16 protein-coding genes and 1 tRNA gene are annotated in these 15497 nt (G+C 72.6%); 9 read left to right on the forward strand and 8 right to left on the reverse strand.

Features of this window, described 5'->3' with window-relative positions:
• Nucleotides 1-28 precede the first annotated feature (28 nt).
• Complete coding sequence (locus ACZ4WV_RS21325; RefSeq protein WP_465749017.1) at nucleotides 29-1507, reverse strand: MFS transporter; 1479 nt, start codon at nucleotides 1505-1507, stop codon at nucleotides 29-31.
• Between the two features lie 117 nt (nucleotides 1508-1624).
• Between ACZ4WV_RS21325 and ACZ4WV_RS21330 the strand changes: the two genes are divergently transcribed.
• Nucleotides 1625-2593, forward strand: a complete 969-nt coding sequence (locus tag ACZ4WV_RS21330) for a helix-turn-helix transcriptional regulator (protein WP_465748945.1) — start codon at nucleotides 1625-1627, stop codon at nucleotides 2591-2593.
• On the opposite strand, the gene ACZ4WV_RS21335 is transcribed toward ACZ4WV_RS21330, so the two are convergent.
• Nucleotides 2590-3114, reverse strand: a complete 525-nt coding sequence (locus ACZ4WV_RS21335) for a YbhB/YbcL family Raf kinase inhibitor-like protein (protein ID WP_465748947.1) — start codon at nucleotides 3112-3114, stop codon at nucleotides 2590-2592. The genes ACZ4WV_RS21330 and ACZ4WV_RS21335 overlap by 4 nt on opposite strands.
• Before the next feature lie 180 nt (nucleotides 3115-3294).
• On the opposite strand from ACZ4WV_RS21335, the gene ACZ4WV_RS21340 reads away from it, so the two are divergent.
• Nucleotides 3295-3951 carry a rhomboid family intramembrane serine protease gene (locus tag ACZ4WV_RS21340; RefSeq protein WP_465748949.1) on the forward strand — a complete coding sequence of 219 codons (657 nt, stop codon included), beginning with the start codon at nucleotides 3295-3297 and terminating at the stop codon, nucleotides 3949-3951.
• Between the two features lie 84 nt (nucleotides 3952-4035).
• A complete protein-coding gene (locus ACZ4WV_RS21345) occupies nucleotides 4036-5202 on the forward strand; it encodes a hypothetical protein (RefSeq protein WP_465748951.1) in 1167 nt (388 codons plus the stop codon).
• Nucleotides 5203-5254: 52 nt separating this feature from the next.
• Here ACZ4WV_RS21345 and ACZ4WV_RS21350 read toward each other — a convergent pair whose 3' ends face one another.
• On the reverse strand, nucleotides 5255-6874 hold the full coding sequence (locus tag ACZ4WV_RS21350) for a helicase HerA-like domain-containing protein (RefSeq protein ID WP_465748953.1): 1620 nt from the start codon (nucleotides 6872-6874) through the stop codon (nucleotides 5255-5257).
• Nucleotides 6875-7081: 207 nt separating this feature from the next.
• Between ACZ4WV_RS21350 and ACZ4WV_RS21355 the strand changes: the two genes are divergently transcribed.
• Both ACZ4WV_RS21355 and ACZ4WV_RS21360 read left to right on the forward strand, forming a co-directional pair.
• Nucleotides 7082-7378, forward strand: coding sequence for a type II toxin-antitoxin system VapB family antitoxin (locus ACZ4WV_RS21355; RefSeq protein ID WP_030273186.1), 297 nt, complete (start codon nucleotides 7082-7084; stop codon nucleotides 7376-7378).
• Nucleotides 7379-7664: 286 nt separating this feature from the next.
• Nucleotides 7665-8348, forward strand: a complete 684-nt coding sequence (locus ACZ4WV_RS21360; RefSeq protein ID WP_465749019.1) for a LytR C-terminal domain-containing protein — start codon at nucleotides 7665-7667, stop codon at nucleotides 8346-8348.
• Nucleotides 8349-8444: 96 nt separating this feature from the next.
• On the opposite strand, the gene upp is transcribed toward ACZ4WV_RS21360, so the two are convergent.
• Entirely contained in the window at nucleotides 8445-9080 is a 636-nt protein-coding gene (gene upp / locus ACZ4WV_RS21365) for a uracil phosphoribosyltransferase (RefSeq protein WP_350506235.1), read from the reverse strand.
• Nucleotides 9081-9243: 163 nt separating this feature from the next.
• On the opposite strand from upp, the gene ACZ4WV_RS21370 reads away from it, so the two are divergent.
• The 4 genes from ACZ4WV_RS21370 (at nucleotide 9244) to ACZ4WV_RS21385 (ending at nucleotide 11105) form a co-directional block, all read left to right on the forward strand.
• Complete coding sequence (locus ACZ4WV_RS21370) at nucleotides 9244-9480, forward strand: hypothetical protein (RefSeq protein WP_465748956.1); 237 nt, start codon at nucleotides 9244-9246, stop codon at nucleotides 9478-9480.
• A gap of 358 nt (nucleotides 9481-9838) precedes the next feature.
• Nucleotides 9839-10396: a tRNA adenosine deaminase-associated protein gene (locus ACZ4WV_RS21375; RefSeq protein ID WP_465748958.1), complete on the forward strand. Its 558-nt coding sequence runs from the start codon at nucleotides 9839-9841 to the stop codon at nucleotides 10394-10396.
• Nucleotides 10397-10422: 26 nt separating this feature from the next.
• On the forward strand, nucleotides 10423-10950 hold the full coding sequence (gene tadA, locus ACZ4WV_RS21380) for a tRNA adenosine(34) deaminase TadA (RefSeq protein ID WP_465748960.1): 528 nt from the start codon (nucleotides 10423-10425) through the stop codon (nucleotides 10948-10950).
• 65 nt (nucleotides 10951-11015) lie between these two features.
• Nucleotides 11016-11105 (forward strand) — tRNA-Ser (locus ACZ4WV_RS21385).
• Nucleotides 11106-11190: 85 nt separating this feature from the next.
• Here ACZ4WV_RS21385 and ACZ4WV_RS21390 read toward each other — a convergent pair.
• The 4 genes from ACZ4WV_RS21390 to ACZ4WV_RS21405 form a co-directional block, all read right to left on the reverse strand.
• On the reverse strand, nucleotides 11191-12453 hold the full coding sequence (locus ACZ4WV_RS21390; protein ID WP_465748962.1) for a tyrosine-type recombinase/integrase: 1263 nt from the start codon (nucleotides 12451-12453) through the stop codon (nucleotides 11191-11193).
• A gap of 13 nt (nucleotides 12454-12466) precedes the next feature.
• The gene (locus ACZ4WV_RS21395; protein WP_465748964.1) at nucleotides 12467-12700 is read right to left on the reverse strand and encodes a helix-turn-helix domain-containing protein; all 234 of its coding nucleotides are present in this window, start codon (nucleotides 12698-12700) and stop codon (nucleotides 12467-12469) included.
• A 301-nt stretch (nucleotides 12701-13001) separates the two neighbouring features.
• Complete coding sequence (locus ACZ4WV_RS21400) at nucleotides 13002-14339, reverse strand: YfjI family protein (RefSeq protein ID WP_465748966.1); 1338 nt, start codon at nucleotides 14337-14339, stop codon at nucleotides 13002-13004.
• 70 nt (nucleotides 14340-14409) lie between these two features.
• Nucleotides 14410-15357, reverse strand: coding sequence for a bifunctional DNA primase/polymerase (locus ACZ4WV_RS21405; RefSeq protein ID WP_465748968.1), 948 nt, complete (start codon nucleotides 15355-15357; stop codon nucleotides 14410-14412).
• Nucleotides 15358-15497 lie beyond the last annotated feature (140 nt).

Here is a 15497-nt window from a genome sequence, read left to right on the forward strand (position 1 = left end):
GGCCGGGCGTCCGGTAGGGGGACGCGCGTCAGACCAGGGCGGACTCCCGCTCCGGCACCGCTTCCGCGGTAGCGACGACCCCCGCCGCCCGCTTCCGCGGCAGGGCGAACATCAGCAGGAACACCGCCAGCAGCACCCCGGCGACCCACCACAGCGCGTTGGTGAACGCCCCGCCGAAGGCCGTCCCGACCGCGTCCGGCGCGACCACGTCGTCCATCGCCCCGAAGAAGGCCACCGAGACCAGTCCGAGCCCGAGCGCGTTGCCCACCTGCTGCACGGTGTTGATCAGGCCGGAGGCCGAACCTGCGTGCCGGCGCGGCACCTCGGACAGCACCGCGTCGGTGATCGGCGCGACGATCAGGCCCATCCCGAGGCCCATCACCACCAGCGGCAGCGCCATCTGCCAGGGCGTGATCGCCGTCCCGTAGCGGTCGGCCTCCCAGATGTAGGTGAGCACGCCCGCCGCCATCACCAGCGCGCCGGCCTGGAGCACCTTCCGCCCGAACCGCGGCACCAGCTTCTGCACCGACAGCCCGGCCGCCGTGGACACCGCGAGCGAGAACGGGATGCCGGTGGCGCCGGCCTTGAGCGGGCTCCAGCCCAGCCCGACCTGCATGTAGAGCGTCCAGACCAGGAAGAAGATGCCGAGCGCCACCCCGAAGGCCAGCTGCACGCAGATCCCGGCTGCGAAGCTCTTCACCCGGAACAGCGACAGTTCCACCAGCGGCGAGCCGTCCCGCCGGGTCTTGACCCGCTCGTACGCCACGAACAGCGCGAACACCGGCAGGCTCCCGGCCATCGACAGGTAGCCCCAGAGCGGCCAGCCGGCCTCCCGGCCGTGGGTCAGCGGGTAGATCAGCATCAGTAGGCCGAGGCTGGCCAGCGCCACGCCGACCAGGTCCAGCTTCAGCGCGTGCTCGGCCCTGGACTCGTCGATGAAGCGGCGGCCGAGCAGCAGCCCGGCGATGCCGACCGGCAGGTTGATCAGGAAGATCGGCCGCCAGGCCAGGCCCAGCACGTCCCACTCGGTGAGCAGCGCGCCGATCATCGGACCGGAGACCGCGCCCAGTCCGACCACCGCGCCGAACATGCCGAAGACCTTGCCGCGCTCCTCCGCCGGGAAGGTCGCGTGGATGATCGACAGCACCTGCGGCACCATCAGTGCCGCCGTCCCGCCCTGCAGCAGCCGCATCGCGACCAGCATCTCCGGACCGGAGGCGAGCCCGCACAACGCGGAAGCCACGGTGAAGCCGCCGATCCCGATCAGGAACAGCCGCTTGCGGCCGTGGATGTCGCCCAGCCGGCCGCCGGTGATCAGACCGATCGCGAAGGCCAGCGCGTAGCCCCCGGTGACCCACTGGATCGCGCTGAAGGAGGCGCCGGTGTCCTGCTGGATGCTCGGGATGGCGATGTTGACGATGGTCACGTCCACCAGGTCCATGAAGGAGGCGACCATCACGATCGCCAGCGCGATCCACCTCCGTCGGTCGGCTGCCGCCGTGGTCATTCCGTACTCCTCGCTCGTCTGCTGCACGTCCACGACGGTACGGGGGATATAGGTCAGAACCTGTCCCACTTGGTCGGGCATGCTGGACGGCATGAGCGAGCGAAGCGAGGCCGGCGCATGAGCGACACCCCGGCCCGGCTGCTGAACCTGTTGTCCCTGCTGCAGACGCCGCGTGAGTGGCCCGGCAGCGAACTCGCCGAGCGGCTCGGCGTCAGCCCCCGCACCATCCGGCGCGACATCGACCGGCTGCGCGAGCTCGGCTACCCGGTGCAGGCCACCATGGGCGCGGACGGCGGCTACCGGCTCGTCGCGGGCACGGCGATGCCGCCACTGCTGCTGGACGACGAGGAGGCGGTGGCCATCGCGGTCGGGCTCCGGGCGGCGGCCGGACACGCCGTGGTCGGCATCGAGGAGGCCTCGGTACGGGCCCTCGGCAAGCTGCTCCAGGTGCTGCCGAGCCGGCTGCGGCACCGGGTGGGCACGCTGAACAACGCCACCGTGCCGCTGCTCACCGGGGACGGCCCGACCGTCGACCCGGAGAACCTCACGGTGCTCGCCGGCGCCGTCACCAACCACGAGCGCCTGCGCTTCTCCTACCGGGCCCGCGACGGCGCCGAGACCCGCCGCAACGTCGAGCCCGAGCGCCTCGTCTCGACCGGCCGCCGCTGGTACCTGATCGGCTACGACCTGGACCGCGAGGACTGGCGGCTGTTCCGCATCGACCGGCTGAGCGAGCCCTTCGCCACCGGTGCCCGGTTCACCCCGCGCCCGCTCCCGGCGGAGGACGCGGCCGTGTTCGTGGCCACCAGGCTGCGCGGCCAGGCACCGACGCGGACCATGGTGGCCACCGTCCACCGGCCCGCCGCCGAGGTGGACGGCTGGATGCCCTGGACCGGGGACTACGTGATCGAACCGATCGACGAGCACAGCTGCCGCCTGCGCTCCCGGGCGGACTCCCTGAAGTGGCTGGCGGCCGGGCTGCTGCTGCTGGACTGCCCCTTCGAGGTGCACGAACCGCCGGAGCTGCGCGAGCACCTGCGCACGCTCGCGCACCGGGCCGCGCGGGCGGCGGACGGCACCGGCTAGGCCGGGACCCCGTACTCGCCGACCAGCACCGCGCGGGCCAGGGTGTGGAAGGTCAGGTGGAAGCCCACCTGGGCCGGCGGGGTGTCGGCGGTGACGTCCAGCTTCTCCACGTCCAGCGCGTGCACCGCGAACACGTACCGGTGCGGGGCGCCGGGCGGCGGGGCGGCGCCGTCGTACTCGTTGCCCGGGAAGTCGTTGCGGCCGTGGAAGGAGGCCGCGCCCGGCAGGCTCTCGTCCGAGGAACCGGCGCCGCGGGGCAGTTCGACGGTGTCGGCGGGCAGGTTGAGGGCGAGCCAGTGCCACCAGCCGGAGCCGGTCGGGGCGTCCGGGTCGTAACAGGTGACGGCGATGCTCCGGGTGCCCTCGGGCACGCCCGACCAGGCCAGCTGCGGCGAGAGGTTGCCGCCGGAGTGGATGAACTCCTCACCCAGCGTGCCGCCTTCGGTGAAGTCCTGGCTGCTCAGCCGGAAGGACGGCACCTGCGGCAGGAACTCGTACGGCAGCGGCGGACGACCACTCATGCCTGCACCTCGCCGCGCTCGGCGAGGGCGTTCGCCCCCGCGCACCCTTCGATGATTCGCTCGCTGCGCTCGCTCATGGGGTGAGTCACCTCTCAACGGGCCGGTGACGGCCGCGGACCGGCCGTCACGGATCACTGTAATGGGGTGCACGTCCGATCCGTCCGCCCCTAGAGTCGGGACATGGCCGCCTCCTTCACCCGCCTGCTCGCGGACTCCCGCCGCGCCCTGCTCACCATGCTCGGGATCCAGGCCGTCCTCTGGTCCGTCCAGGTGGTGAACTGGCTGGACGACTACGGGCTGTCCCAGCAGTACGGTCTGCGCTCCCAGCAGCTGGACGACCTGCCCGAGATGTTCACCATGCCTTTCTTGCATGGTAGTTGGCAGCACATCGGGAACAACTCCTGGCCGCTGTTCGTGCTCGGCTTCCTGGCCGCCTACCGGGGCATGAGGCGGTTCCTGCTGGCCAGCCTGGTGATCATGGTCTCCGGTGGGCTGCTGGTCTGGCTGCTGGAGCGCCCGGAGGTCGTGACGGTCGGCGCCAGCGGCATGGTCTACGGCTACCTCGGCTACGTGGTGCTGCGCGGCGTCCTCGACCGCAGGGTGCTGGACGCCGCGGTCGGCATCACCGTCGCCGCGCTGTACTCCAGCCTGCTGATCGGGGTGCTGCCGGTGGCCCAGGGCGTCAGCTGGCTGGGCCACCTCGGCGGGCTGATCGGCGGGCTGGCCGCCGCCGTCCTGCTCCGCAACCCGCCGCAACCGGAGACCGCGCCGGCGGCCCCCGCCCCGAGCAGCCCCAACGCCGCCCTGCTCAAGCAGCTGGACGACCTCGGCCTGTAGTCACCCGAGGGTGCAGGTATAGACCATTGTCACACCGGCGGCTAGCGTGAGCGGCGCACCTGCCCCCAGCTCCGGAGCCGCACCGTGGAGTCGTCCGTCCTCGCCTTCGCCACCGACCTGCTCGACGAGGGCGCCGACACCTTCTTCGGCAACCTCACCGACCGCGCCGGAGTCGGCGGCGTCACCCTGGCCTCGGTCTACCACGAGGCCCGCGACGTCTTCCCGCACAACCCCCGGCGGGTGATCCGCTACCTGGAGCCCGGCGCCGCCTACTTCCGCCCCGACCCGGCCCGCTGGCGGGGCCGCCGCCTGACACCCCTGCCCTCCACCGCGATCGGCGACCGCGACCCCTTCGCCGAGGCCGCCGCCGAGGCCGGCCGGCGGGGGATGAAGCTGCACGCCTGGACGGTGTTCTGCCACAACGACCGGCTCGGCTTCGCCCACCCCGACTGCGCCCCGGCCAACGCCTTCGGCGACCGCCACCTCACCGAGCTCTGCCCGGCCGCCCCGGAGGTCCGCGACTACGCGCTGACCCTGGTCGACGAACTGGCCCGGTACGGCGTGGACGCGATCCGCGCCGAGTCCCTGCACTTCCACGGCCTGCGCCACGGCTACCACCACGAGCGCTACTTCGAGGAACTGGGCCCGACCGCCGAGGCCCTGCTCGGCGTCTGCTTCTGTCCGCACTGCCGCGCCGCCGCCACCCGCGCGGGCGTCCCCGCCGAGGAGGTCGCCGAAGCGGTGCGGGCCGAGGTGCGCCGCCGCCTGGCCGACCAGCGGGCTGCCGCCGAGCCCGCCGACCTGAGCGCCCTCGCCGACGGCGCCTTCGCCGCCTACGTGGACGCCTCCGCCGCCACCGTCACCGCACTGGCCGCCGACCTCACCGAGCGCGCCCGCGACCACGGCATGCGGCTGAGCTTCCTGGACGGCGGCGGCCCCGGCACGGGCTGGCTGTCCGGCATCGACCTGCCGGCCCTCACGAAGGCCGTCGACCAGATCGAGACCCTCGGCTACACGAGGACCCCGGAGGCCGTCCGGGAGAAGCTCGCCGCCTTCGCCCTGCACGGTGTCCGACCGCAACGGATGGCGGTGATCCTGCGCCCGATGGCCTCGGACTGCGACGGCCCGGAGAACCTCGCCGCCAAGATCGCCGTCCTGCGCGAACTCCGCGTCCCGGAGGTGGAGTTCTACCACTACGGCCTGATGCGGCTGTCCTCGCTCGACCGGATCGGCGCCGCGCTCGCCGGCTGAGGCCCACTGCCGCGCCGACGGGGCCGGAGCCTCCCGCGATCCGGCCGAAGGGTCACCGCCGCCGCTTGGACGTCCCGAACAGGCTGCGCGAGATCTCCTGCCCGAGCTGCCTTCCGGCCGAGCGTGCGAAGGACTTCACGGTCGGGTTGCTGAGCAGCGAGCCCAGCAGCCCGCCCACGCCCTCCTTCTCCTTCGACGCCTCCCGCCGGGGCCCGGGCCCCTGCCCCTCAGCCGAACCCCGCCCATCAGCCGGCCTGTGCCCCTCGGCCGGCCCGGGGGCACCCGGGCCCGCGTCGACCGGCGCCGGCTGCGGCCGGGGCGCCCGCGCCGCCAGCTTCTCGTAGGCCGATTCGCGGTCGACCGGGTCCCGGTAGCGCGCCGTCAGCGCCGAGGCGTCCACGGCGGCTTGCAACGCCCCCGGCTCGATCGGCCCCATCAGCGACTGCGGTGCCCGCAGCCTGGTCGCCGCCACCGGCGTCGGAGCTCCCTTCTCGGAGAGCACGGTCACCACCGCCTCGCCGGTCCCCAGCGAGGTGAGCACCGCGCTGAGGTCGTACGAGGAGCGCGGGAAGGTCGAGACGGTCGCCTTGAGCGCCTTGGCGTCGTCCGGGGTGAAGGCGCGCAGCGCGTGCTGCACCCGGTTGCCCAGCTGGGCGAGCACCTCGGCAGGCACGTCCTTCGGCGTCTGGGTGACGAAGAAGATGCCGACGCCCTTGGAGCGGATCAGCCGCACGGTCTGGGTGATCGCCTCCAGGAAGGCCTTGGAGGCACCCTTGAACAGCAGGTGCGCCTCGTCGAAGAAGAACACCAGCTTGGGCTTGTCCGGGTCCCCGACCTCCGGCAGTTCCTGGTAGAGGTCGGCGAGCAGCCACATCAGGAAGGTGGAGAACAGCCGCGGCCGGTCCTGCACGGCGGGCAGCTCCAGCACCGAGACCACGCCCCGGCCGTCCGGCGCGGTCCGCAGCAGCTCGGCGGTGTCGAACTCGGGTTCGCCGAAGAACGCCCCGGCGCCCTCGTTGTCCAGCACGGTGAGGGCGCGCAGGATCACCCCGGCGGTGGCCGCGGAGAGGCCGCCGATGGTGCGCAGTTCCTCCTTGCCCTCGGGCGAGGCGAGGAAGGCGATCACCGCGGTGAGGTCCTTGAGGTCGTACAGCTCCAGGCCCTTGCCGTCGGCGTAGTGGAACACCAGGCTGAGCGAGGCCTCCTGGGTCTCGTTCAGGTCCAGCACCTTGGCCAGCAGCAGTGGGCCGAAGCTGGTGACGGTGGCCCGGATAGGGATGCCCACGCCCTGGCCGCCGAGCGCGTAGAACTCCGCGGGGCAGCCCTGCGGCGTCCACTGCTGTCCCACCTCGGCAGCACGGGCGGCGGTGCGCTCGCTCGGCGTGCCGGGCGCGGCGACGCCGGAGACGTCCCCCTTGATGTCGGCGAGGAACACCGGCACGCCCTGGGCGGAGAGCTGTTCGGCGATCAGCTGGAGCGTCTTGGTCTTCCCGGTGCCGGTGGCCCCGGCGACCAGCCCGTGCCGGTTGAGCACCCCGAGCGGGATGCGCACCGGGGCGTCCGGGTGGGCGGTGCCGTCCAGCAGCACCGCACCGAGGTCGAGCGCGGGCCCGGTGAAGGCGTACCCGTCGGCGATCTCCCGGACGGCCGGCGGGGTGGGGGCGGAGGACATCGTGCACGCTCCTGGGCGTGGTCGGGACGCTTCGGATTCGGGTCACGGTCGGAACCGGGATCCGGTCGAAACCGGGTCGGAACCGGGGCCGATGTTCGCGACATTTCCCATCAAACAGCCGCATTCGTCCATCCGCAGTTCACACCCGTGCGCGTGGCGGCGCCGCGGCTGCTGCGCCATCCGCCGCCCAAACGGTAGGCTTTCCGTGTGATCTTCAAGCGCATCGGCAATGGGCGGCCGTACCCGGATCACGGCCGGACGAGCACCCGCCAGTGGGCTGACGTCGCCCCACGTCCGGTGCGGCTCGACCAGCTGGTGACCACCAAGGGCCAACTCGATCTGGAAACCCTGCTGGCCGAGGACTCGACCTTCTACGGGGACCTCTTCGCCCACGTGGTGAAGTGGCACGGCGACCTCTACCTTGAGGACGGGCTGCACCGGGCCGTACGGGCCGCGCTGCAGCAGCGCCAGGTGCTGCACGCCCGCGTGCTCGAAATGGACTGACGGCACCCCGCCCGGGGTGTCCCCGGGTGCCTCCGGGTGCCCTCCCAAGCCTCTCGGACCGCCCGCCCGCCATCCGGCGGAGGGCGGTCCGCGCGTACCCGGGTACCTCCTTTCGGGTACCGGGGTACTCCAGATGATGATCGTTTAGTACCTTCGCAGCCGTACGGCACTAATCTGCTGACTACGGCCGCGACCAGGGGATCCGCCCGCACGTGGGGGGACACCTCTACCCGGCCACCCGTCATCCCGACCCCGCCCCGGCACGAGGGGGAGACAAACCGTGAGCATGTTGACTCCCCAAGGCCTCAAGGGGAAGCAGTACCGCATCACCGGCAACGCCTACCCACGGCTGGGCCGGCCCCCGAAGAAGAGCCGCAAGGTGATCGCCGCGCTCGCCGGCCTGCTCGCGCTGGCCCTGGTCGCGCTCGGCGGCGTGCAGCTCTACGACATCTTCACCGGCAAGGACAAGAACGCCTCCGCCCAGGCCTGCGCGACGCCGTCCGGCAAGCCGCTGGCCGCCCCGACGCCGGGCGCCGGCCAGAGCGCCCCCGCGGCCTCCGGCGCCCCGGGCGCCCCCGCCGGCGATCCGCACGCCATCCCGCAGGCCTCGGCCGTCACGGTGAACGTCTACAACGCCACCACCAAGGCCGGTCTGGCCGGGCGGACCGCCGAGGAGCTCAAGAAGCGCGGCTTCACCATCGGAAAGGTCGGCAACGCCCCGGCCGAGCTGGACAAGAAGGTGCCCGGCACCGCCCAGGTGATCGCCGGCCCGGCCGGCGCCGGGGCCGGCACCCTGGTCGGCTCCCAGATCGCCGGAGCCACCGTCACCGCCGACGCCCGCACGGACACCACCGTCGACTTCGTCATCGGCGACAGCTACAACGCCTTGCTGGACGAGAACCAGGCGGCCGCCGCCCTGGCCCTGGCCACCAAGCCCTCCCCCACCCCGAGCGCCACCGGCAGCTGCTGAGGCCCGACGACACGGAGGAGCCCCCCGGCAGACGCAGTGCCGGGGGGCTCTCGGGCGTTCGGAGGCGTACGCGGGGCGCGTCGTACGCCGAGGGGCTCAGCCCGCGGTGCCGTACAGCCGGTCGCCCGCGTCGCCCAGGCCGGGGACGATGTAGCCGTTCTCGTTCAGCCGCTCGTCCAGGGCGGCGGTGACCACGGTGACCGGCAGGTCGGCCAGCTCACGGCGCATCACCTCGACGCCCTCGGGCGCGGCCAGCAGCACCACGGCGGTGACGTCGGTGGCGCCGCGCTCGATCAGCATCTTGATCGCGGCGACCAGGGTGCCGCCGGTGGCCAGCATCGGGTCGAGCACGTAGACCTGGCGGCCGGAGAGGTCGTCGGGCATCCGGGTGGCGTACGTGGAGGCCTCAAGGGTCTCCTCGTTGCGGACCATACCGAGGAAGCCCACCTCGGCGGTCGGCAGCAGCCGGGTCATCCCGTCCAGCATGCCGAGACCGGCCCGCAGGATCGGCACGACCAGCGGACGCGGGTAGCTGAGCCGGGTGCCGAGCGTGACCGCCACGGGCGTGGTGATCTCCACCTCGTCGGTGCGGACGTCCCGGGTGGCCTCGTAGGCGAGGAGGGTCACCAGCTCGTCGGTCAGGCGACGGAAGGTCGGCGAGTCGGTGCGCTCGTCGCGCAGGGTGGAGAGCTTGTGGGCGACCAGGGGGTGGTCGACGACGTGGAGACGCATGTACCGAGGTTAGCCCGGTCCTGGACGCCTGTACGACACGCCGTGCCACAGCCGCCTACTAGCAGCGGTGACACCGCGGTGACACGCGGTGACACGCCGCGCGTGTCCGGACGGAACCGGCCGCTGTGGTATCAACCCGCCCGTTCTGGGAATGTCACGTCTTATGACGAGCAACCCGAAAGCCGGGGGCGGCTCGGCGGACGAGCCCGTCGGCGGGGCGGCGCTCGGGGCCGGCCCGCCGCACGATCCTCCGGAGAGCGAGGCGGAGCGCCGCAAGCGGCGGGCCGTCTTCCTGCGTGAGCTCGCCGAGGCCCGCGAACTGAGGGAGCGGGTCCAGCCCCGGCGGACCAAGGAACGCCGGATGCGCGAAGCGGCGCGGATGCGAACCTTCCGGATCTGAGCCGGGTTCGGGACGGCTCCGGGCCGGGTCCAAGGCGGGTCCCGCCGCGGCTCGCGAGCGGGCCCGGAGCGGCTCGGGAGAGGCCCTGAGAGGGCTCGGAAGCGGGCCCGACACCGCCCGCCTCCGTCGGACTGGCGTTCGGAGCAAATTTCGACCGCCGCCGGAAGGGGCCCGGCCCGGCCCGGCCGTACGCCGCCCGGCCCTTCCGACACGACCTGCAAAGACGCGCTGCCGAACACCCCCCGCAAGGGCGGGCTTTCTGTCACGATTCCGATGGGACGGTCCGAACAGGCGGACCGCCTCTGGCGCGGGGGCGGCCAGATTTCCGCGTTGCCCGGCGCGCCGACAGCCGAGACCGATGATCTTGGGAGTGTCCCTGGTGGCGTACTTCGCTGCAGTGCTTGCTCGCACCGAGGACGGGTGGGATGTGAGCGAGACGGAGCTCGACGACGTCGAAACACTGGCCGATCTGGCCGACCTGGCCCGCGGCTCCGCGCAGGACGACGACAGCGTCCTGATCTTCATCGAACAGGAGGACGCCTGGTTCGCCATCGTCCGGGTGGACGGCGAGGAGGACCCGCGGATCTTCGTCTCGGACGGCGCCGCCGCCGCCCGCAGCTCCTACGGCTCGGTCCTCACCGACGAGCTGGTCGACCAGGCCGGCGAGAGCGAGTTCGGCGACCTGGACCACCTCCTGGACGAGTCCGAGGAGACGGAGGAGCAGGACGACGAGGACGCCGACGCCCTCGGCGGCGTCCCGGTCGGGCCGCTCGGCGACGCCCACCTGCTCACCGAGTTCGGCCTGGCCGCCGAGGAGCTGCTCGCCCTCAGCGGCGAGGGCGCGGTGCCCGGCGACGCCCTGGAGGAGATCGCCGAGGCCCTGGGCTGCGGCGAGGTCCTGGAGGCGGTCCGGTAGCGGGCGGATGCCCGACACTGGATGCCATGCAGCCCGCGTCCTCCCCGCTCACCGCCCCGTACGTGCCCCCGTTGCCCGCGCCCGTCCGCCCCGACCCGGTCCGTGACCGCTGGGCGGCGCCGATGCGCCTCGCCATCGCCGAGGCCGCCCTGGCGCCGGCCACCGGGGACGTACCGGTCGGGGCCCTCGTCCTGGGCCCGGACGGCGAGGTGATCGGGCGCGGCCACAACGAGCGCGAGGCGGTCGGCGACCCGACCGCGCACGCCGAGGTGGTCGCGATCCGGCAGGCGGCCGAACGGGTCGGGCAGTGGCGGCTGAGCGGCTGCACCCTGGTGGTCACCCTGGAGCCCTGCACGATGTGCGCCGGCGCGATCGTGCTGTCCCGGATCGACCGGGTGGTCTACGGCGCCCTCGACGAGAAGGCCGGGGCGGCCGGCTCGCTCTTCGACGTGATGCGCGACCGTCGGCTCAACCACCGCCCCGAGGTGATCTGGGGCGTCCTCGCCGAGGAGTGCGGCGAACAGCTGCGCGCCTTCTTCGACACCCACCGCTGAACCCCCGGAACCGCCCTCCGATACGGATTTCGTGACCGCGCCACCCGTCCGGTAGAGTTCCCCTCGGTAGCGTGTCCGAGCGGCCAAAGGAGCACGCCTCGAAAGCGTGTGTGGGGGCAACTCCACCGTGGGTTCGAATCCCACCGCTACCGCCACTGAGCAGTACGAACGAAGGGCACATACGAAATTTCGTATGTGCCCTTCGTCATGCCGGTCTCAGTTTCGGTCTCAGTTCGTCCGTCAGGCGGCCTTCTCCCCGCCGTCCGACCCGCCCGGCTCGCCGCCGGTGGAGTCCTTGGCCACCTCCCAGATGAGACCGCCGATCTGCATCGCCACGTCCCGCCGGATTCGGGCCGTCACGTGCTGGTACCGATGCGTCATGGCGGTGCTGGACCAGCCCATGATCTCCATCACGATCCGCTCGGGGACACCGAGCAGGAGCAGGATGGTCCCGGCGGTGTGACGAGCGTCATGCAGGCGCCCATCCCGGATACCGGCGGCGGTGAGGAGTTCCTTCCACCGGTCCCAGTCCGTTCGGGGGATGAGCGGCCGGCCGGTCTCCGAGGCGAAGACCCATCCGCCTTCCACCCACTCCTGACGAGCGGCCAGCCGCTCCCGGTCCTGCTCCTCCTTGTGGAGCTTGAGGAGCTTCACCAGTTGGTCCGGAAGACCGATCGTCCGCTTACCCGCCCTCGACTTCGTGAGCGAGGCGTCCGTGTTCGTCTGGACCCGCCCCGGACAACGGCCGGCGTGCTTTCGCCCGCACGGCTCCGAGCAGCCGTGCCGGTACTTCGGCCGCTGCCGCCCCTGCCGGACGCGCAAGGTGCCCGCCTCCAGGTCGATGTCCCGCCACTGAAGGCCCAGGGCTTCCCCCTGCCGGAGGCCGAGCGCCAGCGCGATGGCCCACCGGCCGCTGTTCCGGTTCTTGCCCGCCTCCAGGAGGAGCGCCTGCACCTCCTCCACCTCGTATGGCTCAACCTCCTCTTCCTCCACCTTCGGCGGGACAGCCAGCGAGGCGACGTTGCGGGTGAGATGCCCGCGCCGGATCGCCTGGTTGAGCGCCGTCCGGATGGTGCGGTGCGCCTGGTGGGCGGTGGCGGGCTTGCTGCCGTTGTCCTGCATCTTCTTGTAGAGCCGTTCCAGGTGCTCCGGCTCCAGCTTCTCCAGCCGGTGGGCGCCCACCCCGGGGATCAGGTGGACGTTCACCGCCACCCGGTACCCGGCGAGGGTGTTCGGTCGGACATGCAGCGCGGCGATGTTCTCCACCCAGTGGGTGAGCCACGACGCCACGGTCCACTTCTTCCCGGCCTTGGGGACGTTGCCGTCGTCCCGCTTCTTCTCCAGCTCCCGGACCTTCTTGGTCACCTCCGCCCGGTTCTTCCCCCGGACGTGGCGGCGGTCCGGCGTTCCGTCGTCCTTGACGCCGACGGTCACGCGGCCGTGCCACTTGCCCTCCTTGTCCTGGTAGATGCTGGATGCTCCGTTCGGCTGACGGCTCGCCAAGGGTGCTGCCTCCTCAGGCTGCGATGGGGGTGGTGTTCTTCCGCATGCGGTTGCGCGCGAACTCGACAACGGCCTCAGCCGGCACACGCCGGGCGCGACCGATCGGGATGGTCTCGATCTCTCCGCCCTTGATCAGGGCGTACATAGTGGTGCGGCCGATGCTGAGCCGACGGGCGGCTTCCTCGACCGTGAGTGCGACAAGGGTGGGGTCGTAGTCGGGGTGGCCCCCGAGGGCGGTGACGGTCACTGCGGCTACTCCTTGCGGGCGGCGGCGGGACGGCGCAAGCAGGTGCGTACCAACCCCCGGTGAGGCTCAGCGTGGGGGTGGAAAGGGTGGAAAGGGGTGCTAAGCCCGGTGACCTGGGCTTTTGTGCTGGAGGGTGGGGGTGGAAAGGGGGTGGAAAGGGGGGTGGAAAGGGTCCGGCGTCCAGCCGGGGGCGGGAGGGGTGGGGGCTTTCCACCCCCTTTCCACCCCCCTTCCACCCCCTCCGCGTCTGGCGTTTTCGCAGGTGGGAGGGCTTAGCACCCCTTCCCACCCTTTCCACCTCTCAGGTAGTGGGCGGGGCGTAGAGCAGGACGGTCGCGTGGCGGCCGGCTCCGGGAACCTGGGCGCTGCCATAGCCCTCGATCTGGAGCAGGGCGGCGACCAAGCGGTCTCGTTCGTCCTTGCTGGACTTCTTGAAGAGGCGGTAGACCTCGTCGCCGGTCAGGCCGCGGGCTCCGGCGGCGCGGACGGCGCCGGCGAGCTTGTCGAGCTTGCGGTCGCCGGTGGTGTGCTCGTCCACGCCGAGGACGTGGGCGGCGGACGCCCGGGAGTAGTTCACGAGGGCGTGGGCGGCCCGCAGGTGGCCCTCCTCGATCTGATGGCGGCGGTCAAGCAGGGCGTAGACCATGGCCAGGCGAAGGGTGTAGGGGGCGGCGCGGGCGGTGAACTCGGCGAGGGGGCCGTCTCCGTCCTCGTCCCCGCACAGCGCCGGGTAGACGTCCTCTCGCCACAGCTTGCGGGCGGGTTCGGCGAGGGTGACCTCTCCGGCCTGGCTGGCGTCGGTGAGGGCGGCGCGCCAGGAGGCGGCGAGGCTGTCCACAAGCTGTGGATCGGCACCGCGGGATTCGGCGAGGATCAGGTTGCGGTGGACGAAGACCGGCAGGTAGCGGTTGTAGGTGCCGCCGGCCATCTCGGAGTCCTGCATCTTGGCGCGCAGTTCGCGGGGGCTGATGTGGCCGATGATCGCGATGTGCGGGGCGGTGGCCTTGAGCGCTTCGCGGTTCATGACGCCCAGGTCTTCGCCGTTCCAGGCCTGGCGCAGGACGCCGCCGAGGGAGGAGCCTTCGCGGCGGGCGCGGGCCATGGTGATGCCGTACTCGGACTCCACGATCCAGCGGCGCTTGTCGATGTGGCCGGGGTCGTCCTTCTTGGTCGGGTCGCCGTCGCGCACGGCCTCGATCAGGCCTTCGCCGGAGGACAGGCCGGACAGGCAGTTGTCCTTGGCGAAGCCGGGGGCAGCGGCGGACAGGATGAGGCGGGCGGTGTTGGTGGCGGCGCCCTTGCGGCCGGCGGCGGTCGCGCCGATCGTCAGGCCCCAGATCAGGGCGGGGTGGCGGTCGTTGCCGATCCGCAGGTGCGGGCAGGAGTCGGCCCGGCCCGCGCCGCTGGGCCCGAGCAGGGCCCCGGCGCCGGAGAGCAGGTTGACCAGCACACCGACCGGGTCGGCCTCCGTGGTCGGGTCCAGTTCCCGAACGGTGTGCCCGACAAGGCCCTGGAACACGACCGGGTCCGGCACGGGGCCGGGACGGCTGGGCCGCTCCACGCCGTCGACGTCGTCATAGAAGGGGTTCTTCGCTGTCGTCTGGCGGGGTTCGGCGGTCATGAGGTCGGGGGCGGTCACTCGGCCTCCTGCCTGTTCCGGTCCCCACCGGAAAAGCGCTTTTCCTGGGGGGACGAAGGGTGACGGTTGCTCATGCGGCCCGGCCCGCCGATCCGGCGCCGCGGGCCAGGCCCTTGGCGATGGTGCGGCGGCACTCCGCCTCGCCCAGCCCGCACGCCTGTCCGGCCGCGAGCAGGGCGTCCGTGGCGTCGTGCTCGGGCAGGGTCCCGGCGGCGACCAGGCGGCCGAGCGCGGCGGAGGAGGCGAACAGCGTGTGGTTCCTGACGCCCTCTCCGGCCCCGGCGACCTTCTCGGTCTCGCCGCGGACGGCGGCCTGGACGTAGGCCTGGAGGCGCCCGATCCTGGCCCGCACCGCCGCCGTGTCGAGCCGGGCGACCGGCGGCGCCTTCGGCGTCAGCAGGGTGGCCAGCCAGGCGGGCAGCGGCATCGGCGGCACGTCGCGGGCGAGCGTGTAGGGGCGTCCGGCGACGGTGGAGCCGGCGGCGACGACGTAGCCGCCGTGGGCGCGAGTGTCGACCTTCCAGCCCAGCCCCTGCCCCTTCTCGCCGGTGGTGCTGCGCAGGACGAGCCCGGGCGGGGCGGCGAAATACAGGTGGGTGCCGCCACGGCCGGTACGCACGGTGAAGGTGTCGTGCTGGCCGCACGGGTCGTGCTCCTCACACAGGGCGGCGAACACGTCGTGCCCGTCGGTGACGCCCCGGTCGGCCCACCGCTTCGGCGGGAGGTCGCCGGGGTGCTTGGGGGTGTCGAGGTCGACCACGACCAGGTTGGAGGGGCCGCAGGCCACGCCGATGTTGTAGGGGCCGTGGGACCAGGCACGGCGGATAACGTCCGGGTCGGTGGTGGCCCGGCGCTCCCACCCGAGGTGGCCAGCGGCGCAGGGGCCGGTGCGCGGGCACCGCTCCTCGCTGTGCAGGGCCGGGTACTTGTGGTCCGGGGCAAGCGGGAAGACGTGCCAGCCGCGGCCGGCGGCGGCCAGGGCAGCGGCGAGCAACTCCGGGGACGGCCGATCGGTCATACGGGGTCCTCTCGGGTACGTCGGGGGGGGGGGGGAGGGGGGGGGGCGCGGGCCCCGCGAGGGGGGGGAGGGGGAGGGGGTGGCCCGCTCGGAGGGGCGGGCGGCGTGGTGGCGTGCTGTGCGGGGGTGTCTGGTGGCGG

It is taken from the genome of Kitasatospora sp. NPDC029312 (genome assembly GCF_055569215.1).